Annotated in this window: 17 protein-coding genes; 11 read left to right on the forward strand and 6 right to left on the reverse strand. The window is 73.4% G+C overall.

Going from position 1 to position 22,009, the window contains the following annotated elements; all coding sequences use genetic code 11:
* Positions 1-5 precede the first annotated feature (5 nt).
* A complete protein-coding gene (locus RY076_RS03555; RefSeq protein WP_323096191.1) occupies positions 6-518 on the forward strand; it encodes a GNAT family N-acetyltransferase in 513 nt (170 codons plus the stop codon).
* Positions 519-558: 40 nt separating this feature from the next.
* On the opposite strand, the gene RY076_RS03560 is transcribed toward RY076_RS03555, so the two are convergent.
* Positions 559-1,620: a zinc-binding dehydrogenase gene (locus tag RY076_RS03560; protein ID WP_413785725.1), complete on the reverse strand. Its 1,062-nt coding sequence runs from the start codon at positions 1,618-1,620 to the stop codon at positions 559-561.
* Between the two features lie 5 nt (positions 1,621-1,625).
* Positions 1,626-2,093, reverse strand: a complete 468-nt coding sequence (locus RY076_RS03565; protein ID WP_323096192.1) for an Hsp20/alpha crystallin family protein — start codon at positions 2,091-2,093, stop codon at positions 1,626-1,628.
* A gap of 123 nt (positions 2,094-2,216) precedes the next feature.
* Between RY076_RS03565 and acsA the strand changes: the two genes are divergently transcribed.
* The 5 genes from acsA to RY076_RS03590 all read left to right on the forward strand — a co-directional run bounded on the left by acsA (position 2,217) and on the right by RY076_RS03590 (position 7,716).
* Complete coding sequence (acsA, locus tag RY076_RS03570) at positions 2,217-4,052, forward strand: acetate--CoA ligase (protein WP_323096193.1); 1,836 nt, start codon at positions 2,217-2,219, stop codon at positions 4,050-4,052.
* Positions 4,049-5,056 carry a pyruvate dehydrogenase (acetyl-transferring) E1 component subunit alpha gene (gene pdhA / locus RY076_RS03575; RefSeq protein WP_323096195.1) on the forward strand — a complete coding sequence of 336 codons (1,008 nt, stop codon included), beginning with the start codon at positions 4,049-4,051 and terminating at the stop codon, positions 5,054-5,056. Before acsA ends, pdhA begins: the two co-directional genes overlap by 4 nt.
* Positions 5,057-5,136: 80 nt before the next feature.
* Positions 5,137-6,117 (forward strand): alpha-ketoacid dehydrogenase subunit beta, encoded by a 981-nt coding sequence (locus tag RY076_RS03580; protein ID WP_413785734.1) that lies wholly within the window; start codon positions 5,137-5,139, stop codon positions 6,115-6,117.
* A 7-nt stretch (positions 6,118-6,124) separates the two neighbouring features.
* Positions 6,125-7,441, forward strand: coding sequence for a dihydrolipoamide acetyltransferase family protein (locus RY076_RS03585; RefSeq protein WP_461782304.1), 1,317 nt, complete (start codon positions 6,125-6,127; stop codon positions 7,439-7,441).
* Between the two features lie 5 nt (positions 7,442-7,446).
* The gene (locus RY076_RS03590) at positions 7,447-7,716 is read left to right on the forward strand and encodes an acyl carrier protein (RefSeq protein ID WP_323096199.1); all 270 of its coding nucleotides are present in this window, start codon (positions 7,447-7,449) and stop codon (positions 7,714-7,716) included.
* Here the strand turns inward: RY076_RS03590 and RY076_RS03595 are convergent.
* On the reverse strand, positions 7,697-9,916 hold the full coding sequence (locus RY076_RS03595) for a DEAD/DEAH box helicase (RefSeq protein ID WP_323096200.1): 2,220 nt from the start codon (positions 9,914-9,916) through the stop codon (positions 7,697-7,699). The genes RY076_RS03590 and RY076_RS03595 overlap by 20 nt on opposite strands.
* 286 nt (positions 9,917-10,202) lie before the next feature.
* Positions 10,203-10,937 (reverse strand): VIT1/CCC1 transporter family protein, encoded by a 735-nt coding sequence (locus RY076_RS03600; protein WP_323096201.1) that lies wholly within the window; start codon positions 10,935-10,937, stop codon positions 10,203-10,205.
* Positions 10,938-11,087: 150 nt separating this feature from the next.
* On the opposite strand from RY076_RS03600, the gene RY076_RS03605 reads away from it, so the two are divergent.
* On the forward strand, positions 11,088-14,327 hold the full coding sequence (locus RY076_RS03605) for a response regulator (RefSeq protein WP_323096202.1): 3,240 nt from the start codon (positions 11,088-11,090) through the stop codon (positions 14,325-14,327).
* Positions 14,328-14,388: 61 nt separating this feature from the next.
* On the opposite strand, the gene RY076_RS03610 is transcribed toward RY076_RS03605, so the two are convergent.
* Positions 14,389-15,126 carry a hypothetical protein gene (locus RY076_RS03610; RefSeq protein WP_323096204.1) on the reverse strand — a complete coding sequence of 246 codons (738 nt, stop codon included), beginning with the start codon at positions 15,124-15,126 and terminating at the stop codon, positions 14,389-14,391.
* A 160-nt stretch (positions 15,127-15,286) separates the two neighbouring features.
* Here RY076_RS03610 and RY076_RS03615 point away from each other — a divergent pair, with 160 nt between their 5' ends.
* The 4 genes from RY076_RS03615 (at position 15,287) to RY076_RS03630 (ending at position 20,743) form a co-directional block, all read left to right on the forward strand.
* Complete coding sequence (locus RY076_RS03615) at positions 15,287-16,024, forward strand: response regulator transcription factor (RefSeq protein ID WP_076262811.1); 738 nt, start codon at positions 15,287-15,289, stop codon at positions 16,022-16,024.
* Positions 16,002-17,828 (forward strand): sensor histidine kinase, encoded by a 1,827-nt coding sequence (locus tag RY076_RS03620; protein WP_323096205.1) that lies wholly within the window; start codon positions 16,002-16,004, stop codon positions 17,826-17,828. The genes RY076_RS03615 and RY076_RS03620 overlap by 23 nt, the downstream gene beginning before the upstream one ends.
* Positions 17,829-18,051: 223 nt before the next feature.
* Positions 18,052-20,187, forward strand: coding sequence for a glycosyltransferase family 39 protein (locus RY076_RS03625; RefSeq protein ID WP_323096207.1), 2,136 nt, complete (start codon positions 18,052-18,054; stop codon positions 20,185-20,187).
* 43 nt (positions 20,188-20,230) lie between these two features.
* A complete protein-coding gene (locus tag RY076_RS03630; RefSeq protein WP_323096209.1) occupies positions 20,231-20,743 on the forward strand; it encodes a GtrA family protein in 513 nt (170 codons plus the stop codon).
* Between the two features lie 155 nt (positions 20,744-20,898).
* Here RY076_RS03630 and RY076_RS03635 read toward each other — a convergent pair whose 3' ends face one another.
* Positions 20,899-21,996: an MBL fold metallo-hydrolase gene (locus RY076_RS03635; protein ID WP_323096211.1), complete on the reverse strand. Its 1,098-nt coding sequence runs from the start codon at positions 21,994-21,996 to the stop codon at positions 20,899-20,901.
* Between the last annotated feature and the right edge of the window lie 13 nt (positions 21,997-22,009).

The following is a 22,009-nucleotide window of genomic DNA, read 5'->3' on the forward strand; positions in this document are numbered from 1 at the left end:
TGCCCGTGACCGAGCGTTCCCGAGCCGCCGTGACCGTCCGCGACTACGCCGATGCCGACTGGCCCGCCGTCTGGGCGGTCGTCGAGCACGTGGTCCGCGCCGGCGACACCTTTCCCTACCCGGTCGACCTCGACGAGGCCACGGCCCGGTCGATCTGGCTCGACAACGGCCCGGGCGGGCGCGCCACCGTAGCCGTCGCCGGCGACGAGCTGCTCGGTACGGCGAAGATGGGGCGCAACCGACCGGGGCCCGGCTCGCACGTGGCGACGGCGAGCTACATGGTGACCGACGCGGCCCGCGGGCGTGGCGTCGGGCGGGCCCTCGTCGAGGACTCGCTCGCCTGGGCGCGCCGGGCCGGCTTCGCCGCGATGCAGTTCAACGCCGTCGTGGAGACGAACCGCGGCGCGGTCCGCCTCTACGAGAGCCTCGGCTTCACGATCGTCGGCACGGTGCCCCGCGCCCACGAGATGCCCGACGGGACCCGCGTCGGCGCGCACGTCATGCACGTCGAGCTCTGACGGGCCGCCGCCGCTGGCCTGCTCAGCCTGCTCAGCCTGCTCAGCCGGAGATGGCGACCTTGAGGGCGCCGGTGTCGGCCGCGCGCGCGAAGGTGTCGTACGCGTCGAGGAACTCACCCATCGCGAAGCGATGGGTCACGAACCTCGCCAGGTCGACCTGACGCGTCGAGAGCAGCTTGAGCAGCGTCGGCGTCGAGTACGTGTCGACGAGCCCGGTGGTGATGGTGACGTTCCTGATCCAGAGCTCCTCCAGGTGCAGGGTGGCCGGGCCGCCGTGCACGCCGACGTTCGCCACCCGGCCGCCGGGTCGCACGAGGGCCGCGCACTGCTCGAAGGTCGCCGCCACGCCCACGGCCTCGACGGCGACGTCGGCGCCGAGGCCGCCCGTCAGGCCGCGCAGCACCTCGACCGCGTCCTCACGAGCAGGGTTGACGGTGATGTCGGCCCCGAACTGCTTGGCCGCATCGAGTCGGGCATCGGCCAGGTCGATGGCCACGACATGGGAAGGACTGAAGAGCTTGGCACCCATGATGGCGGAGAGCCCGACCGGGCCGGCGCCCACCACCGCTACGACGTCACCGGGTGAGACCCGGCCGTTCAGCACACCGACCTCGTAGCCCGTGGGCCCGATGTCGGCGAGCATGAGCACCTCCTCGTCAGTCACGCCGTCGGGGACGGCGTAGGTCGAGGTGTCAGCGAAGGGCACCCGGACGTACTCCGCCTGGGTGCCGTCGATCTTGTGGCCGAGGATCCAGCCACCGCCGCCGACGCACTGGCCGTAGCTGCCGTCGCGGCAGTAGCGGCACGACCCGCAGGCGGTGATGCACGAGACGAGCACGCGGTCGCCGGGGTGGACGTTCTTGACGCCCGGCCCGACCTGCTCCACGGTGCCGACCGCTTCGTGGCCGAGGATCCGCCCGTCGGTGACGGCGGCGACGTCGCCCTTGAGGATGTGCAGGTCGGTGCCGCAGATGGTGACGGTGTCGACCTTGACCACGGCGTCGGTGTCCTCTCGGAGGGTCGGCTTCGGCACCTCCTCCCAGGCCTTCCGGCCGGGACCGTGGTAGACGATGGCGCGCATGGTGTCGGTGGCGGTGGACATGGTCGTCAGCTGATCTCGATGTGCGTGGTCTTGGCCTCGCCCGCCTTGGGCATCGTCAAGAGCAGGACGCCGTCGGACAGCGTCGCGGTGACCGCTTTGTCGTCGACCGGTACGGGCAGGATCGCCTCGTAGACGAAGCTGCCGGAGGTCCGCGTCGTGTGCCGCAGCGTGCCCTTTCCCTCCGTCTCGGTGGTCTTCGTGCCGCGCACGCTGAGCCGGCGGCCGGAGAACTCGATGGTGACGTCCTTCTTGTCGACGCCGGGCAGGTCGAGCTCCAGGCTGAAGGCGTCGTCCGTCTCGCGCAGCTCGCCACCGGGCGAGAAGTCGCTGCCGCCCAGGGTCGGTGACCACATCTGCTCGATGAGGTCCTGCATGCGACCTGCCCACGGTCCGAGCTCACTCCACGGCAGCAGGTCTCCACGCGTCTGCGTCGGACGACGCTCCGGGGCCTTGGCTCCCGAGTTCGTGCTCATCATTCCTCCTCGCTACCGCCGCAACGGATCTGCGGCTCCTCAACCAGTGGATGCCGCCGGGCCGGAGTGAAACAGGACCGTTGGTCCCTACCCGTGACGGCGCCGTGCCGCGACGGTGATCTCATGGCCGAGCCGGCGGTGCAGGGCGAGGCGCGTGGGCGCCCGATCGAGCACGTGCCGGCGCTGGAGCCGCTCGTCGGCGACTACGACACCCGGCGGCGCACCTTCGACTGGGAGCAGGCGAGGGCCTGGCTCCGCGGTGACGGCTCGGGCCACCTGAACATGGCGAGCGAGGCGGTGGACCGACACGCGTCGGGCCCCCTCGCAGGCCGCGTCGCGCTCCGCTTCCTCGACCGCAGCGGCCCCGCGACCGAGCTCACGTACGCCGAGCTGAGCGAACGCAGCGCCGTCGTCGCGGCCGCCCTGCGCCGCCTCGGCATCGGGCTCGGCGACGGCGTCTGCACGCTGCTGCCCCGCTCGCCCGAGCTCTACCTCACGGTCCTCGGAACGCTGAAGGCCGGCGGCGTGTACTGCCCGCTCTTCCCGGCGTTCGGTCCGGTGCCCGTCGTCGAGCGGCTTCGCCTCGGGCACATCCGGGTCCTCGTCACGGACTCGCTCTCCTACACCCGCAAGGTCGCCCCGCAACGCGCGTCGCTGCCCGACCTGCGGCACGTCGTCGTCACCGACGCCGGCCCCGGCGTCGGCGACGGAGCCGGCCCCGGGGCCGTGCCCGAGGGGACGATCACGTGGGCGGAGGCCGTCGACGCCGCGCGCGACGACGCGGCGACCTTCACCGTCGCACCGACCCGCCCTGAGGACCCGGCGCTGCTGCACTTCACGAGCGGCACCACCGGCACGCCGAAGGGCGCGGTGCACGTGCACGAGGCGGTGCTGGCCCACCACGTCACCTCCGAGTACGTGCTCGACCTGCGGCCCGGCGACACCTACTGGTGCACCGCCGACCCCGGGTGGGTCACCGGCACCTCGTACGGCATCCTCGGCCCCCTCAGCTGCGGGGTCACGGTGGTCACCGACGCCGCCGACTTCGACGCCAGGCGCTGGTACCGGGTCCTGCAGGACGAAGGCGTCAGCGTCTTCTACACCGCCCCGACCGCGCTGCGCATGCTCATGCGCGCCGGTGTCGGGCTCGCGCACGAGCACCACTTCCCGGCGCTGCGCCACGTCGTCAGCGTCGGGGAGCCGCTCAACCCCGAGGCCGTCCTGTGGGGGATGGAGGCCTTCGGCCTGCCCGTGCACGACACGTGGTGGCAGACCGAGACCGGCGCCATCATGGTGAGCAACTTCCCGGGGATGCCGGTGCGGCCGGGCTCCATGGGGCGGCCGGTCCCCGGCGTCGAGATGGCGGTCCTGCGGCAGGGCGTGGACGGCCGCGCGGAGGTCGTCGACGGTCGCGTCCGGGTGCTCGGCGCCGGTGAGGTCGGTGAGGTCGGCGAGCTGGCCCTGCGCCCCGGCTGGCCCTCGATGTTCCGGGCCTACCTCGACGACCCGGACCGCTACGCCCGCGCGTTCGTCGACGGGTGGTACCTCAGCGGCGACCTCGCCCGGACGGACGCCGACGGCTACGTGTGGTTCGTCGGACGCGCCGACGACGTCATCAAGTCGGCCGGCCACCTCATCGGTCCCTTCGAGGTCGAGAGCGCGCTCATGGAGCACCCCGCCGTCGCCGAGGTCGGCGTCATCGGCAAGCCGGACCCGCTCGCCGGCGAGGTCGTCAAGGCGTTCGTCACCCTCAAGGTCGGGCACGAGCCGACGCCGGCCCTCGCCCGAGAGCTCATCGCGTTCGGGCGCCACCGCCTCGGGTCGGTCGCCCCGCGCGAGATCGCCTTCGACCCGGCGCTGCCGCACACCCGCAGCGGCAAGGTGATGCGCCGCCTCCTGCGGGCGCGCGAGCTCGGCCTCCCCGAGGGCGACCTGTCGACCGTGGAGACGCCGTCATGACTCCCGACGCGCGCCTCGACGTGCTCCTCGACCACCGGACCGGGCTGCTCCGGCAGATGATCCTGATCCGCCGGTTCGAGGAGAAGTGCGCCGAGCTCTACAGCGCCACGAGGATCCGCGGCTTCCTGCACCTGTGCATCGGCGAGGAGGCCGTGGCCGTCGGCGTCGTCGGCGCGCTCTCGGAGGCGGACGCCGTCGTGTCGACCTACCGCGAGCACGGCCACGCGCTGGCGCGCGGCGTGCCGATGGAGTCGGTGATGGCCGAGATGTTCGGACGCGTGACGGGGTGCAGCGGCGGGCGCGGGGGATCGATGCACCTCTTCGACGCGTCCCGACGGTTCTTCGGCGGCAACGCGATCGTCGCGGGCGGGCTGCCCCTCGCCGTCGGTCTCGCCCTCGCCGACCACCTGACGGGCGACCCCGCGGTCACGGCCTGCCTCTTCGGCGACGGGGCGTTCGCCGAGGGCGAGTTCCACGAGAGCGCCAACCTCGCCGCCCTCTGGCACCTGCCGGTCCTCTTCTGCTGCGAGAACAACCGCTACGCGATGGGCACGGCGCTGGCCCGCGAGCACGCCGCCACTGACCTCGCCCTGCGCGCGGCCGGCTACGGCATGGTGTCGTGGGCAGTGGACGGCATGGACGTCCTCGCCGTGCGGGAGGCGAGCGATCGGGCCCTGGCCTACGTCCGCGACAGCGGCAGGCCCTGCTTCCTCGAGCTGCGCACGTACCGGTTCCGGGCCCACTCGATGTACGACCCGGACCGCTACCGCGCCAAGGCCGAGATCGACCAGTGGCGCGGGCGCGACCCGATCCCGGCGCTCGCGGGCCGGCTCGTGTCAGACGGACTCCTGACCGCGGTCGAGGTGGAGCAGTGGCAGGCGCGGGCCGAGGCCGAGGTCGACGCGGAGATCGCGGCGGCCGTCGAGTCGGCGGAGGCCGCGCCGCTCGAACCCGTCGAGGACCTGGCCAGGTACGTCACGACCGAACCGGTGGGCGCGCCATGAGCCGGCGCGCGGCCGCCACGGCGAGCCGGACGCCTTCGGTCGCACCGGCGTCCCAGGCGTCCCCGGAGCCGGCCGACACGGTGACGACCACCTACCGCGAGGCGCTACGGGAGGCCCACCGCGAGGCGCTCGCGAGCGACCCGCGGGTGTTCCTGCTCGGCGAGGACGTCGGGCGGTACGGCGGGTCCTTCGCCGTGAGCCTCGGGCTCCTCGAGGAGTTCGGCGAGGAGCGCATCCGCGACACGCCCCTGTCCGAGGCCGCGTTCACCGGCGCCGGCATCGGGGCCGCCCTGCGGGGGCTGCGCCCCATCGTCGAGATCATGACCGTCAACTTCAGCCTGCTGGCGCTCGACCAGATCCTCAACAACGCGGCGACCTTGCGGCACATGTCCGGTGGCCAGCTCTCGATCCCGCTCGTCATCCGGATGACGACGGGTGCGGGACGCCAGCTGGCCGCCCAGCACTCGCACAGCCTCGAGGGCTGGTACGCCTCGATCCCCGGGATCCGCGTGCTGGCACCGGCGACGGTCGAGGACGCCCGGGGAATGCTCGCGCCGGCCCTGGCCGACCCCGACACCGTCGTCATCTTCGAGCACGGCTCGCTCTACAACCTCTCGGGCACCCTGCCCGCCGGACCGGTGACGGTGGACATCGCCTCGGCCGCGGTGCGGCGGCCCGGCACCGACGCCACCGTCATCGCGTACGGCGGCGGCCTCGGCAAGGCGCTCGCCGCGGCCGAGCTCCTTGCGGCGGAGGGCATCTCGGCGGAGGTCGTCGACCTGCGGGTGCTGCGCCCCCTCGACGACGCGACGGTGCTCGGCTCGGTCGCCCGTACGCACCGGGTCGTCGTCGTCGACGAGGCGTGGCGCACCGGCAGCCTCGCGGCCGAGGTGTCGGCCCGCATCGCCGAACAGGCCTTCTACGATCTCGACGCCCCGGTCGAGCGCGTCTGCGGCGCAGAGGTTCCCGTGCCCTACCCCCACCACCTCGAGGAGGCCGCGCTGCCCCAGGCCTCCGACGTCGCGGCAGCAGTCAGACGGGTGGTCGGGGGCCATGGGTGAGTTCCGGATGCCGTCGCTCGGCGCCGACATGGAGCAGGGCATCCTGCTCGAGTGGCTCGTCAAGGTCGGTGACCCGGTGCGCCGCGGCGACATCGTGGCCGTCGTCGAGACGCCGAAGTCGACCGTCGAGGTCGAGTGCTTCGAGACCGGGACCGTCGAGGAGCTGCTCGTCGAGGCGGGCCGCACCGTGCCGGTGGGCACGGCGCTGGCGCGGCTCGGCGACGGCACGGCCCCCGCGGCTCCGGTGGCGGTGCCCCCACCGCCTGTCGCGCCACCCCCCGAGCCGGTGACACCCGGTCGAGCGCCCGTGCCTGCTCCCGGCACCCGCGTCCGGGTGTCACCGCTCGCGCGACGCGTCGCCGTCGAGCTGGGGGTCGACCTCGCGGCCGTCACCGGGACCGGCTTCGGCGGTGCCGTTCGCGTCGAGGATGTGCGTCGCGCCGCCGGCCCGGGGCCGGCGCCGCAGGAAGAGGGGATCACCCGGCGAGAGACCGAGCCCGAGACCAAGCCCGAGACCAAGCCCGAGACCAAGCCCGAGACCAAGCCCGAGACCAAGCCCGAGACCAAGCCCGAGACCCGGCCCGCTGCCGACATGCGCGCCAGCATCGCGCGGCTGATGAGCCGGTCCAACCGCGAGGTGCCGCACTACCACCTNCGGCCCGCTGCCGACATGCGCGCCAGCATCGCGCGGCTGATGAGCCGGTCCAACCGCGAGGTGCCGCACTACCACCTGACGCACAACGTCGACCTCTCCCGCAGCCTGCGGTGGATGAAGGAGCGCAACCGCGAGCTCGAGATGTCGGAGCGGCTCGTGACGGCCGCGCTGCTGCTGGCCGCGACGGCCCGTGCGGCCGCGGCCGTGCCGGAGCTCAACGGCCACTGGGTCGACGACGCGTTCCGCCCGGCCGCCGACGTCGACCTGGGGCTCATCCTGTCGCTGCGGTCAGGCGGCCTGCTCGTGCCGGTCATCGCCCGGGCGGACCGCCTGGGCGTCGAGGAGACGATGGCCCGGACCAAGGAGCTGACGCGCCGGGCCCGGTCCGGCCGGCTGCACGGGTCGGACCTCGCGCAGCCGAGCATCACGGTCTCCAACCTCGGCGAGCAGGGCGTCGAGAGCGTGCTCGGCGTCATCTACCCGCCGCAGGTGGCCCTCGTCGGCTTCGGCGCGGTGCTCGACCGTCCGTGGGCGGTCGACGGCCTGATCGGGGTGCGCCCGCTGGTCACCGTCACGCTGGCCGGCGACCACCGGGCCACCGACGGTGCGACCGGCTCGCGGCTGCTCCGGACGATCGACCGCCTCCTGCAGACACCCGAGGAGCTCTGAGGCCCATGACCGACAACGCACCGACCGACAGTGCACGCAGCATGCTCGAGAGCGTGCTCCGCGAGATCGTGCCCGACGCCGGCCTCGACGGGGTCGCCGGCGGCACCGACCTGCGCGAGGCCTTCGAGCTGGACTCGCTCGACGTCGTCGAGCTCATCGAAAGGCTCGGCAAGCGGGCCGGCATCCGCATCGAGGACGACGACGCCCACGAGCTGCTCACCATCGACTCAGCGACGGCCTACCTCGACCGACGCGTCAGGCCCACGTCTGCGTGAGCGCCTCTCGCAGCAGCGCCACGAGGGCGTCGCTCTGGAGCGTGTCGCCGGAGGTGACCTCCTCGTCGCTGCCGTCGAGGGCCCGGGCGGCCAGGCCCTGCTTGGCGTCGATGAGCTCGGCGATCTTGGAGTCGATGGTGCCGGCGGCGAGGATGCGCCACGCGGTGACCGGCTCGTCCTGGCCGATGCGGTGCACGCGGTCGATGGCCTGCTGCTGCTCGGCCGCCGTCCACGACAGCTCGGCGAGCACGACGTTGGAGGCGGCGTGCAGGTTGAGCCCGACGCCGGCCGCGGTGAGGGAGCAGACGGCCACCGACACCTCGGGGTCCTTCTGGAACCCGTCGATGGCCTCCTGGCGCTGCTTGCCGGTCTGGTCGCCGCGCACCGACACCGTCTTGAGCCCCGCCGAGGCGAACACGGCCTCGGCGGCGTCCATGACGTCGATGTGCTTGGCGAAGAAGACGACCTTGCCCACCGAGTGCGACAGCTGGAGGGCGTAGTCGGCGGCGAGCGTCGACTTGGCCTGGCCGATGCGCCGCACGAGGCTGAAGACGTTCTCGCCCTTCTCGCCGCCCTCGGACGCGTGCCGCAGCTCGGCCGCGGCGACCCGGCGCAGCAGCGCCTCGTCGGGCTCGCCGTCGTACTCGTGGCCCTCGCCGTCGGCGAGCAGCGCCCGGTAGCGCTGCGCGAGGCGGCGGCCCAGGGCCTGCTCGGCCTCGCGGATCGAGCGGCCGAGGTCGTCGTCGAGCTCGACGGTGATGTCGGCGATCCGCTTGTCGGGCAGGTCCTTGGCGACGTCGACCTTGCGGCGGCGCACGATGCCCTGCTCGATGACGACCTTGCGCGCCTCGGGGTAGAAGCCGCGGTCGGCCGGGGTCAGGCCGATGCCGTCGAGCTCGCGCAGGATCGGCGAGGCGGGCTTGCCGTCCTTGATCCAGCCGAGGAAGCGCCAGATGGCGTCGAAGTCCTTGACGTCGTTGATGAGCGGCGTGCCGGTGAGCGCGAGGAGCAGCGGGTCGGCGCCCGGCGTCGTGGCGCGGAGCCGGTCGCCGAGCGCGAGCACCTGCTGGGAGCGCTGCGAGGAGAGGTTCTTGATGAAGTGCGCCTCGTCGACGACCATCGAGCGGAAGCCGAACGAGGACAGCCAGCCGAAGTGCCGGTCGAGGATCTCGTAGTTGACGACGAAGACGTCGGCGAAGGCGTCGACGTCGTCGCCGTCGCCGTGGATGACGGTGACCCGGCGCTGCGGCGTCCACCGCTCGACCTCACGGGCCCAGTTGATCTTCACGACGTTCGGCACGACGGCGAGCATCGGGTAGGCGTTCGCGACCGACGCGGCGAGCACCGACTGCGCCGTCTTGCCGAGGCCCGGCTCGTCGGCGAGCAGGAAGGTGCGGTGGCCCTCCTGCACGGCCTGGAGGAACTGCGACTGGTGCACCATGAGCTGCTGACCGGCAGGGGAGAACCGGTCGATGCGCGGCTTGGGCGGCAGGTCCATAGACGCGGCCTCGCCGCCCGCACCCTGCTCGAAGGCGCGGTAGAGCGGCGAGAGCAGCTCCCACCCGGCCAGCCGCGTCGGCAGGTACTGGCGGCGGGTCGCCGCCTCGACGTCGGGCACGAGGAAGGGGTTGGCGCGGGCGCGGGCCGGCACCGATCGCGGCAGCACCTGGCGGGCGGCGATCTGCGGCGGGACGACCGGGCGGTCGGGCTCGGGCGCGGGCTCGGCGGGCTCGTCGGCCACCTCGGCGCCCGACTCGAGCAGCCACTCGCGGCGCATCTGCTGTGCGGCCGGGCCGGGCTTGACGCCGGCGTCGAGCAGGGAGATGAGGCTGGTGTCGCGCGCGGCGATCTGCGCGAGGATGCCGGCGATGCCGTCGAGCCGCTTGAGCAGGTCGGCGCGGGTGCCGGTCGGCAGCGTCGCATCGTCACGGACCCGGGCCCGCTCGGAGCGCATGAGCAGGGCGACGACGAGGAACTTGGTCCGGTTCGTCGGGCTCGCCTTGCCCTTGCCCGCCACGCGCGACTCGACCTCGCGGACGCGCCGGGCGAGGACGGGGATCAGCGGGGCCGGCTCGTCACGGCGGGAGCCGTTCGAGCCCGAGCCGTTCGAGCCCTTCGAAGCGGCCGAGCCCTTCGAAGCGGTCGAGCCCTTCGAAGCGGTCGAGCCGTTGCCGGCCCGGGTGCGCACGCGCGTGGGCATGTTCCTCCTGGTGACGCGTCGGGCGTCGTGACGACGTCCTGACCATGTCCTGACGATGCAGGCGATGCCGCAACGTCCCGAACGGGGGGACCCCGCCGGCCGTGACGGCCTCGACTCGAGTGCGGGACGCGCGCTCACGCGGCCCCGGTGACGTCCCGGTGGGCCCGAGCCGGAGCCCGTCGAAGGCGGGAGTCAGCAGGTCGGGCCGCGCCTCGCGGCGCGGGGACCCCTCGACTGTACATCGCCACGGGACGTGACGTGTCGCCGACGGGACAAGACGGACGCGTCAGCCGACCTTGACGCCGACCAGGGCCCCGATCGCGTAGGTGACGCCCATCGCCACGAGGCCGCCGGCGACGTTGCGGGCGACGGCACGTCCGACGTCGGCGCCGCCCATGCGGGCGCTGACCCAGCCGGTGACGGCGAGGGCGGCCGCGACGCTCGCGACCGTGACCCAGAGGCGGGCCGCCTCCGGGCTGAACGAGATCGTCAGCAAAGGCAGGAGGGCGCCGACGAAGAAGGCCAGCATCGAGGCGCCAGCGGCGTGCCACGGGTTGGTCAGGGCGGACGGGTCGATGCCGAGCTCGGCCTCGGCGTGCGCCGTGAGGGCGTCGTGGTCGGTCAGCTCGCGGGCCACCTGCTCGGCGAGGGGGCGGCTGATGCCCTTGGCCTCGTAGAGCTGGGTCAGCTCCTCGAGCTCGCCGTGGGGGTCCTCGTGCAGCTCGCGCCGCTCGAGGGCGATGAGCGCCCGCTCGGTGTCGCGCTGGGTGCTGACCGACACGTACTCGCCGGCCGCCATCGACAGCGCGCCGGCCGACAGGGCGGCGATGCCGGCGACGATGATCGCGGTGCGGCTCGTCGTCGCGCCCGCGACCCCGACGACGACGCCGGCGGTGGAGACGATGCCGTCGTTGGCGCCGAGGACGCCGGCCCGCAGCCAGTTGAGGCGGGCCCCGACGCTGTCGTCGTGCGGCTCCTCGCGGTCGTGCCCGTTGTCGGTGACGGGTTCGGGCTGGGTCATGGGCCCGATCGTCGCACCGCGGCGCGTACCTGTCACCGTAGGCGAGGCTCGCCTTCCCTCCACTTCCGTCAGCCCGGAGACCGGGGCAGACTGGGACGGAATTCGCGAACTGCCCGGTACGACACCGGGCGATGGGGGAGGATTCGCACCATGTCGGACATTCCGGGCCTGGGAGACGCCGCCGCCGGCGACCTCGCCAGGTGGATCACCGCTGCGTCGCCGGACGGCCTCTGGCTGTTCGACGGCGAGGGGCGCACCACCTACGCGAACCCGCGGATGGCGGCCATGCTCGGTCGCACCGTCGAGGAGATGGTCGGCTTCAGCGTCCTCGACGCGGTCGACGCCGTCGGCCAGGACCAGTTCCGCGCGCACCTCGCCGAGCTCCGGTCCGGCGCGACCAGCGGTCACGGCGACAACATCGAGTGCAGCCTCCTCGACAAGCAGGGCAACCGGTTCTGGGCCCTCGTGTCGCACACCCCGCTGCTCGACGACGACGGCGTGTGCCGCGGCTGGCTGCACCGCGTCAGCGAGCACAGCCACCAGCGCGAGCTCGTCGACCTGCTCGCCGAGGCCCAGTCCATCGCCGGGCTCGGCAGCTGGGAGTGGGAGGTCGGCTCCGCCGCCGTCACCTGGTCGCAGGAGATGTTCCACATCTACGACATGGACCCCGCCGGTCCGGCCCCGAGCTACGACGACTTCCTCGCCCTCATCCACCCCGACGACCGCGCGCACGTCGGGAGCACCATCCAGCGGGCCCTCGCCGAGGGGGACACGTGGGAGTTCGACGCCCGCGTCGTGCGCCGCCACGGCGGCAACGTCTGGGTGCGCGGACGTGGCATCGTCAGCCGCGACGCCGACGGCGCCGTCGTACGCATGAGCGGCACGACCCAGGACATCACCGAGAAGAAGGACGCCGAGCAGGCGCTCGCGCTCATCACGGCGATGGCCACGGCCGCCAACGAGTCGGCCACTCTCACCGAGGCGCTGCCCGCCATCCTCGCCGAGGTGGCCGCGCACACGACCTGGCGCCCCGTGCTCGCCGCGGTCGTCGACGCCGACGGCCACGTCGGCGGCGTCGTCCCGCCACCCCGCGGCGTCGAGCCGAGCGCCGTGCCGCAGCACGAGGGCCTCGAGCTGGCCAACCGCGCCGTCAACGCGCGCGAGACCCGCCTCGAGCTGGCCCGCACCGGCACGTACGTGGCCGGCATCCCGGTCCTCGCCGAGAACCGCGTCGCCTGCGTCGTCGTGCTCGACACACGGGCCCCGACGCCGCCCGTCGCCGACGACGCCACGACGATCCGGCAGATCACGGCGCTCTTCGCCCGGGTCGCCGAGCGCGAGTGGACTGCCGAGCGTCTCGCCCAGGCCCGCGACGAGGCGATGAAGGCCTCCCGGGCCAAGTCGGAGTTCCTCGCGACGATGAGCCACGAGATCCGCACCCCGCTCAACGGCGTCATCGGCCTGTCCGAGCTGCTCGCCCGCTCCGACCTCACGCCCCACCAGCGTCGCCTCTCCGACGGCATCGACCAGGCCGGTCACGTGCTCCTCGAGCTCGTCAACGACATCCTCGACCTGTCCAAGATCGAGGCCGGCCGCCTCGAGCTCGAGTCGGTCGACTTCGACCCGGCCGCGGTGCTCGACCGCAGCGCGATGCTCGTCGCCGAGCGGGCCCGCGCCAAGGGCCTCGAGCTGACCGTCGCACACGGCGGCGAGGTGCCGTTCATGGTGTCGGGCGACCCGGTCCGCTTCGGCCAGGTCGTCGCCAACCTCACGACCAACGCCGTGAAGTTCACCGACAACGGACGCGTCGACGTGCGGATGTCGCTCGAGCGCGTCGAGGTCGGTGGCCCCGTCCTGCGCGTCGAGGTGCGCGACACCGGCGCCGGCATCACCCCCGAGGTGCGCGACCGGCTCTTCGAGTCCTTCACCCAGGGTGACTCCTCGACGACGCGCCAGTACGGCGGCACCGGGCTGGGCCTGGCCATCTCGCGCCAGATCGTCGCGGCCTTCGGCGGCGACATCGGCGTCGAGAGCGTGCCGGGCCAGGGCAGCACCTTCTGGTTCACCGCCTGCTTCGCCGGGGCGTCGTCACGCTCGGTGGGCCGGCCCGAGGCGCAGGTGGCGGCCGTGTCGTCGCTGCGCGTCCTCGTCATCGGCCGCGACGCCGGGCACCGCCAGCGCATCGAGGACCAGCTCGGAGCGTGGCAGGTCGACGTCCGGTCGGCGTCCTCCGGCGTCGAGGGCATCGTCGAGATGCACCGCGCCGACCGGTCGGGCGCGCCGTTCGACGTCGTCGTCTGCGACGACCCCGGGCCGGGCACCGGCGGACTGCAGATCGCCTCGATGATCCGCTCGGACCGCAACTTCACCGACGGCCGGATCCTGCTCGTCACCGACACCCCGACGCCCCCGGACCCCGACACCCTGCGCGCCGCCGGCATCGAGGCGGGGCTCACCTCACCGGTCATGCCGTCCGCGCTCTTCGATGCCATGGTCAACGTGGCGGGCGCCCACCTGTCCGACGACCCACGCCCCGACCCGCGCCAGCGCGACGCCGCCACCCCGGCGACGAACAACGGCACCGTCCTCGTCGTCGAGGACAACGAGATCAACCAGCTCGTGGCCCAGGGTGTCCTCGAGAGCCTCGGCTACGACGTCGTGCTCGCCGTCAACGGCGTCGAGGCCGTCGACCTGCACCACCGGCGCGCCCGCGACTTCGTCGCCGTCCTCATGGACTGCCAGATGCCGCAGATGGACGGCTACGAGGCCACCCGCCGCATCCGCGGACAGGAGCCGCCCGGCACGCGCCTGCCGGTCATCGCCATGACCGCGGCCGCCATCGCCGGCGAGCGCGAGCGCTGCCTGCAGGCGGGCATGGACGACTTCCTCACCAAGCCGATCGACGTCGCCCTGCTCGGCACCACGCTGCAGCGGTGGACCGGCTCTCGGGTGGCCCGACGCCGGCCGAACCACGCCCGGGCGGCGGTGCCGGTCACGACGCCGGCCTCGACGTCGTCCGGTGTGCCCGCGGTCCTCGACGTCATCGACCACCGACGCCTCGAGGAGCTCGGCGGCATCGACCCCGAGGACACCGCCCTCCTGCTGCGCTTCATCGCCCGTTTCGGCGAGGGAGCGCGCGAGAAGGTGGCCGAGCTGCGCGGTGCCGCGCACCAGGGCGACGCCGACGAGCAGCAGCGGATCGCCCACGGGCTCAAGGGGACCGCGTCGAACCTCGGCGCGGCGGCCTTGGCCGACACGTGCCGCACCATCGAGGACCTCGGGCGTGAGGGACAGGTCGCAGGGGCCGACCTCGTCACGCGGCTCGAGGACGACGTCGAGCGGGCCACGAGCGCGCTCGAGCGGTACGCCGACCGGCTCCGCGCCGGCTGAGCACCGGCTGAGCCCGACCGGCCGACGGGGCCGATCGGGCTCAGGGGAGAGCCGGCTCGGCTCAGGTCGTGCTGCCGGACGAGCCGTCGTCGCTGCCGCCGGTCAGCTGGTTCAGCTGCTGCAGGAGGTCCTGCGGGTCCAGCTGGCTCAGCTGGTTGGGGTCGATGCCACCGAGGTTCGGCAGCTGGCTGCCCTGGTTGTTCAGGCCCTGCCCGCCCTGCTGGCCGTTCTGGTTGCCCAGGCCTGGCAGCTGGTTCTGCAGGTTGCCCTGCCCGTTCTGGTTGCCGAAGCCCTGGTTGCCGCGACCGAACGGGTTGAACCCGTTCTGGCCGTTCTGGCCGCCGGGCCCGAAGCCGCGCCCGAAGCGGCCGGTGTCGCCGCCGGCCCCGCCGGCCGGCATCGCTGCGGCCGCGCCGATGGCACCGACCGAGGCGAGCACGATGGCCAGGCCCGCGGTGACCGCGGTCTTCTTCGCGCTCCAGCGCGGTCCGCCGCCGGGCGTCGCCACGGGGGCCACCGGCGTTCCCTCCGGGCCGACGGGAACGTGTGCCGCCGCACCGGTCCGGTCGTCGGGCGCCGGGTCCGGCGTCGCATAGGTGTACGGCACCTGCGGTGGGGCGATGGGGGACGGGGCCGCGGACGCCACGGGCAGCGCCGCCGTGTCGGCGGTGCCGGCCGTGTCGGCCGTGGGGATCTCCCGCGTCACGTCGGCGGTCGGGACCTCTCGGGTCGCGTCGAACTGGGGCAGCGCCGAACGCCCCGGGGCGACCGGGACCGGCGTCGTGGCATCGGTGCTCATGGCGAGAACGGTCGGGCCACAGGCTGTGCGGGTGCTGTGTCAGAGCCGTCGGCGTGCCGTGACTTGGCCGGAACGGTGCCGACGCGCGCACCGGGACTCCACAGGAATCGCACAGGAAGGTACTGGCGGTCGCACAGTCCCCGGGGTTTCACTGGATGACATGAGCGAGAAGACCAAGCCGGCTGCAGCCCGACTCCAGCGACTCGACGGGTCGCCGGTGCGCGTCCTCGTCGTCGACGACGAGGCCAACCTCACCGAGCTGCTCGGCATGGCGCTGCGCTACGAGGGGTGGGAGGTGCGCTCGGCCGGCACCGGCATGGAGGCGGTCCGCGCCGCTCGCGAGTTCGACCCCGACGCCGTCGTCCTCGACATGATGCTGCCCGACTTCGACGGCCTCGAGGTGCTGCGCCGGATGCGCGGTGACAACCCGAACGTGCCGGTCCTCTTCCTCACCGCCAAGGACGCCGTCGAGGACCGCGTCTCGGGCCTGACCGCCGGCGGCGACGACTACGTCACCAAGCCCTTCTCGCTCGAGGAGGTCGTGGCCCGCGTCCGCGCCCTCATGCGGCGCACCACCGTGGCCGTCTCGGCATCCGACTCGGTGCTCGTCGTCGGCGACCTCACCCTCGACGAGGACAGCCACGAGGTGACCCGCGGCGGCGAGGAGATCCACCTGACCGCCACCGAGTTCGAGCTGCTGCGCTACCTCATGCGCAACCCGCGCCGCGTGCTGTCCAAGGCGCAGATCCTCGATCGGGTGTGGAACTACGACTTCGGCGGCCAGGCCAACGTCGTCGAGCTCTACATCTCCTACCTGCGCAAGAAGATCGACGCCGGCCGCGAGCCGATGATCCACACGATGCGGGGTGCCGGGTATGTCCTCAAGCCGGCGGCCTGAGGCCGCGCCGATCGGCGACACCACGGTCGACCTGCCCATCGAGGTGCCGGTCGAGGTGCCGGCCACGCGCGCCGACCTGCCCGAGTCGGTCCCGGCCCCGATGCCGGGCCTCGACGCGTCGGGCTCCCACGCGTCGGGCGTCGACTTCTCGGACGACCCGGACGACCCGGACGCCGTGCGTGACGTGCGCGCGCCGTTCGGCGACCCGCGCGTCGTGCTGCGCGACGGGGTGCCCGCGCCGGCGCGCCCGGCGGAAAGTCGAGCGGCCGAGGCGTCCGGCGAGCCGGACCCGACGCTGCGCGAGCGCCTCGCCGAGGCGCGCGGACGCGTCCGGCCGCTGTCGACGTGGACGCTGCGCGCCAAGCTCGTGGCCTCGATGCTCGTCCTCTTCACCGTCATCAGCCTGCTGACGGGCGCCTTCACCGTCGTCGCCCTCAACCGCCAGCTGACCGGCCAGGTCGACGACCAGCTGCGCACGGCGCTCGGGCAGTACACCAACGGCCGGCCCCTCGGCGACGGCCTCGGCGGCGATGACAACGGGGGGCCTCGGGGACCGGGCGACGAGGGCCTGCTCGCCTTCTTCCCGACCACACCGACGAGCGACATCCCGGCGCCCGGGGGCGCCGCGTCCTCGGGCGACCACCAGCAGCGCGAGCCACTGACGACCGGCCAGCTCACGCGGCTGAGCTCGGCCGGCCTGGGCCCGCAGCCGACGAGCGTCGTGATCGACGGGCTCGGCCCGTACCGGCTCGTCGCCACCCAGACCACGCTCGCCAACCGGCAGACGGGGACCCGCACCCAGGGCACGCTCGTGGTCGGCCTGCCCACGTCGCAGCAGCAGCGGACGATCCAGCAGATGGCGCTGGTCGCGACGATGACCGTCGGCGCCGGCATCATCCTCGTGGCCGTGCTCGGCACGTGGCTCGTGCGTCGCAACCTCGAGCCGCTGAGCCGGCTCGCCGCCACCGCCACCAAGGTGTCGCGCATGCCGCTCGACACCGGCAAGGTGGCGCTCGCCGAACGCGTCGACCCCGCCGACACCGACACCCGCACCGAGGTCGGCCAGGTCGGTGCGGCCTTCAACGAGATGCTCGACCACGTCGACGAGGCCCTCAACGCGCGCCACCAGAGCGAGCAGCGGGTGCGCCAGTTCGTCGCCGACGCCTCGCACGAGCTGCGCACGCCGCTGGCCTCGATCAAGGGCTACGCCGAGATCTCGCGGCGCGAGCCGAACCCGGTGCCCCAGTCGGTGACCCACGCGATGGGCCGCATCGAGTCCGAGGCCAACCGGATGAGCTCGCTCGTCGAGGACCTGCTCCTGCTCGCCCGGCTCGACGCCGGGCGACCGCTCGACGACAAGCCGGTCGACATGTCGATGCTCGTCATCAACGCCGTCAGCGACGCCCACGCGGCCGCGCCCGAGCACCGGTGGGACCTCGACCTTCCGCCTGAGCCCGTCGAGGTGCGGGGCGATGCCGCGCGGCTGCACCAGGTCGTCGCCAACCTCCTCGCCAACGCCCGCACCCACACCCCGGAGGGGACCCGCGTCACGACGTCGGTGCGCCCCGAGGGCGACTGGGTCCGCCTCGCCGTGCACGACGACGGGCCAGGAGTCCCGGAGGCCTTGCAGCCCAACGTGTTCGAGCGCTTCGCCCGCGGCGACGACGCCCGCAACCGGGCGGGCGGCAGCACCGGGCTCGGCCTGTCGATCGTCGCGGCCGTGAGCAAGGCCCACGGCGGGCGCGTCGAGATGGACAGCCGCCCGGGCGACACGACCTTCTCCCTCATGCTCCCCGCCACCTGAGGACACGCGCCGGCCACCTGACGCGTTCCGCCACCTGACGCGTCCCGCCCCCTCCTCATCGAGTGAGCACTCAGCCCCACCCGTCACACGACGGGTGGGGCTCGAGGGTTTTCGTGCTCACTCGATGGAGGGGGAGCAGGGCCGGGCTGGTGGGCAAACCACTCATCAGCACGCCAAAGTCATGTCATAGGAACGGCACAGCGACCGGCCCGACCGTTGAGCCATGGACACCATGACCCTCACCTCCCCGGGCTCCTCGGCCCCCGCGGCCCCGGAGACCACCGGGCAGCCGGGGCGCCGGCCCACCGACGCCCCGCCGCCCGCCGGTGCGGGCCGTGGCACGAGCCGGCTGCACCGCCTCTGGCGCGGCGCCGACTCCGACCCGAGCTGGGCGCGCCCTGCCCTGTTCGGCCTGCTCCTCGTGACCCTTGTGCTCTACACGTGGAACCTCACCTCGAGCGGCTACGCCAACTCCTTCTACTCCGCCGCGGTCCAGGCCGGCAGCGCGAGCTGGAAGGCGTTCTTCTTCGGCAGCTCCGACGCCGCCAGCTCGATCACCGTCGACAAGCCCCCGGCCTCGCTGTGGATCATGGCGCTGTCGGTACGGGTGCTCGGGCTCAGCTCATTCGCCATCCTCATTCCGCAGGCGCTCATGGGCGTCGCGACCGTCGGCGTCGTGCACACGACCGTCAAGAAGCAGTTCGGTGCGGCCGCCGGCCTCATCGCCGGCGCCGTGGTCGCCCTGACGCCGGTCGCCGCGCTGATGTTCACGTTCAACAACCCGGACGCGCTCCTGACGCTGCTCATGGCGCTCGGCGCGTGGGCCACGATGAAGGCCATCGCCCAGGCCTCGCCGAAGTGGATGATGATCGTCGGCGTCTTCATCGGCCTCGGCTTCCTCACCAAGACGCTCCAGGTGCTGCTCGTCGTGCCGTTCTTCGGCCTCGCCTATCTCATCGCGGCCCCGACCACCCTGCGCAAGCGGATCGTCCACTCCCTCATGGCAGTCGGTGCGATGGTGTTGTCAGCCGGCTGGTGGGTCGCGATCGTCGAGCTCATCCCGGCGTCGGCCCGCCCCTACATCGGCGGCAGCCAGAACAACTCCTTCCTCGAGCTGACCTTCGGTTACAACGGCCTGGGCCGCCTGAGCGGCAACGAGACCGGCTCGGTCGGCGGCGGCGGCGGTGGCGCGACCGGCGGTGGCATGTGGGGCTCGACCGGCCTCTTCCGGATGTTCTCCAGCAGCGTCGGCGACCAGGTCTCCTGGCTCATCCCGAGCGCGCTCGTCCTGCTCGGCGTCGGGCTCTACCTCCGTGGGCGCCGCCCGCGCACCGACCTGCGCCGCGCGGCCTACCTGGTCTGGGGCGGCTGGCTCGTCGTGACGATGCTCGTCTTCAGCTTCATGGCCGGCATCTTCCACGAGTACTACACCGTGGCCCTCGCCCCGGCGATCGGCGCGCTCGTCGGCATGGGTGCCGTCGAGGCGTGGGAGCACCGCCGACGCGCCGTCGGCACCGTCGCCCTCGCAGTGGCGGTCGCCGCGGCGTCGGTGTGGAGCTTCATCCTCCTGTCCGGCACGACGGCCTACGGCGACTGGCTGCGCATCGCGGTCCTCGCTGTCGGCATGGCCTCGGCCCTGCTCCTGCTCGCCACGCAGTGGCTGCACGTCAAGGCGGTGCCCCTCGTCCTCGCCGGGGCGCTCGTCGCCGGCCTCGCCGGCCCGGCGGCCTACACCCTCTCGACGACGGCCCAGGGCCACACCGGCTCGATCGTCACGGCCGGACCCGCGGGCTCGAGCCGTGGCGGCCCGGGTGGTGGTGGCGGCTTCGGCGGCCCGGGCCAGTTCGGCGGCCAGCAGCTGCCCGGCGGCACGACGCAGGGCAACAACGGCACGGGCAACGGCACGACGCAGCAGGGTGGCGCGCAGGGTGGCCCGGGCGGTGGCGGCGGCATGGGCGGACTGCTCGACGCGTCGACGCCGAGCACGGCCGTGGTCTCGGCGCTGTCGGCCGACGCGGACAAGTACACGTGGGTCGCCGCAGCGGTCGGCTCGCAGACCGCGGCCGGCCTCCAGCTCGGCACGCAGCTGCCGGTCATGGCGATCGGCGGGTTCAACGGGTCCGACCCGAGCCCGACGCTCGCGCAGTTCCAGCAGTACGTGGCCGACGGCAAGATCCACTACTTCGCCTCGGGCGGCGGGTTCGGTGGCCAGAACGGCGGCAGCAACGCGTCCTCCCAGATCGCGTCGTGGGTCGAGCAGAACTTCACGAGCGTCACCATCGGTGGCTCGACGTTCTACGACCTCACCCAGCCGGTGGCCGGCTCCGCCTTCGGCTCGGGCACGACCACCGTCCAGTGACACCGACCCACCGACCCCGACGACTGCACGAGGAGGACTGGCCATGACGTCCACGACGCCCACGAAGAGCACGCGAGTCCGCCTCTCGCAGCAGGTGATCCGCTTCGCGGGCGTCGGCGTCGTCTCCACCGCCCTGCACCTCGGCCTCTTCGCGGCCCTGGTGCGGGGCGGCGTCGGGTCGATCCTCGCCAACGGCCTGGCGCTCGTCGTCGCGACGGTGTTCAACACGGCGCTCAACCGGGCCTGGACGTTCGGCGTCACCGGCCGCCGAGGGCTCGTCACCCACCACGGCCAGGCCCTCGTCGTCTTCGGCATCACCTACGCCGCGACGACGGCGGCCCTGGCCGTGCTCGGGGCGGTGGCCCCCGACGCCGGCACCGCGGTGCAGACGCTCGTCGTCGCCGTCGCCAACGTCCTGTCCACGGCCGCTCGCTTCGTCGCCATGCGCCGCTGGATCTTCGCCCCGAAACGTACCGTGGCCTCACCCGAGGACGCACCGCTGACCGGGGCGCCCCTCGCGCCGGCCGCAGGCGCGTCGGAACGCCTGGCCGGCTGACCCCCCGGACGACCGTTGGTCCGCGCCACCGCCCGACACGCGGCGTGACACGCCGCCCGGAGGGCGATCCGTGCAGCAACGGTCGTCGGCAGGGCAGGGCAGGGACGGACGGAGGGGCCGACGCGATCGCGCCGGCCCCTCCGTGTCAGGTGTCGTCAGTCGTGGTCCTCGGGCCCGGCCGCCGGCTCCCACCAGGGGTCCTGGTGCTCGGCCACGACGGCGTCGACGTCGGCGCCCGACAGGTCGACGCGGGCGCCGACGACCGGGGCCACGAGGCGCACGCCCTTGTCGGCCGCGACGCGTCGGGCCCACCGGATCGGCTCGCTCCACCAGTGGTGGGCCAGGTTGAAGGTGGCCCAGTGGATCGGCAGCATGACGGCCTCGGTGCCGCCCCGGTTGACGTCGAGGTGGGCCGAGATCGCCTGCTCGGGGTCGAGGTGGATGTCGGGCCAGTGCACGCTGTACGCACCGACCGGGATGATCGTCAGGTCGAACGGGCCGAGGTCGGTGCCGATGTCGGCGTAGCGGTGCGTCGGTCCGGAGTCGCCACCGAAGAACACGGCGTGCCGGGGGCCGCGCAGCGACCACGCCGCCCACAGCGTCTGGTCTCGGACGAAGCCGCGCCCGGAGAAGTGCCGGGCCTCGGTGCACGTCAGCGTGACGCCGGCGACGACGGTCGACTCGCGCCAGTCGAGGCAGGTGATGCGCCCGGCCGGAACGCCCCAGGCGCGCAGGTGCTCGTCGACGCCGAGCGGCACGACGTAGTGCGGGCGGTGGGTGCGCTCGAGCGTCACGATCGACGGCTCGTCGAGGTGGTCGTAGTGGTCGTGGCTGATGACGACGGCGTCGAGGGGCGGCAGCTCGGCGATGGTGCCGGGCGTCGGGTGCAGCCGCTTGGGTCCGACGAGCCCGGACGGCGAGGCCCGCTGGCCGAACACCGGGTCGAGCAGGAAGCGCGCGCCGTCGACCTCGACGACCGACGTCGCGTGGCCGTACCAGGTCACCGCCAGCTCGGCGGGCTGGGCGGGGTGCTGCGGCCGCACGAGGGGGACGGGCCCGGCCGGCCGGCCACGCCCCCGCTCGCGCCACATCGTGCCGAGCAGTCCGCCCGGCCCCTCGGCCTCCGGCGTCGCGACGACGTGGGCGGGCTCGTGCGCCCGGAACTTGCCGTCGCGGTAGTTCGGGGAGGCGGTGACGCGGGCGCGGACGGTGGTCGTCGTGGCGCCCATGCGTCGCAGGATCGGCAGCTGCACCGGGTGTCCTCTC

The sequence above is a fragment of the Intrasporangium zincisolvens genome (genome assembly GCF_034724055.1).
GTDB lineage: Bacteria > Actinomycetota > Actinomycetes > Actinomycetales > Dermatophilaceae > Monashia > Monashia zincisolvens.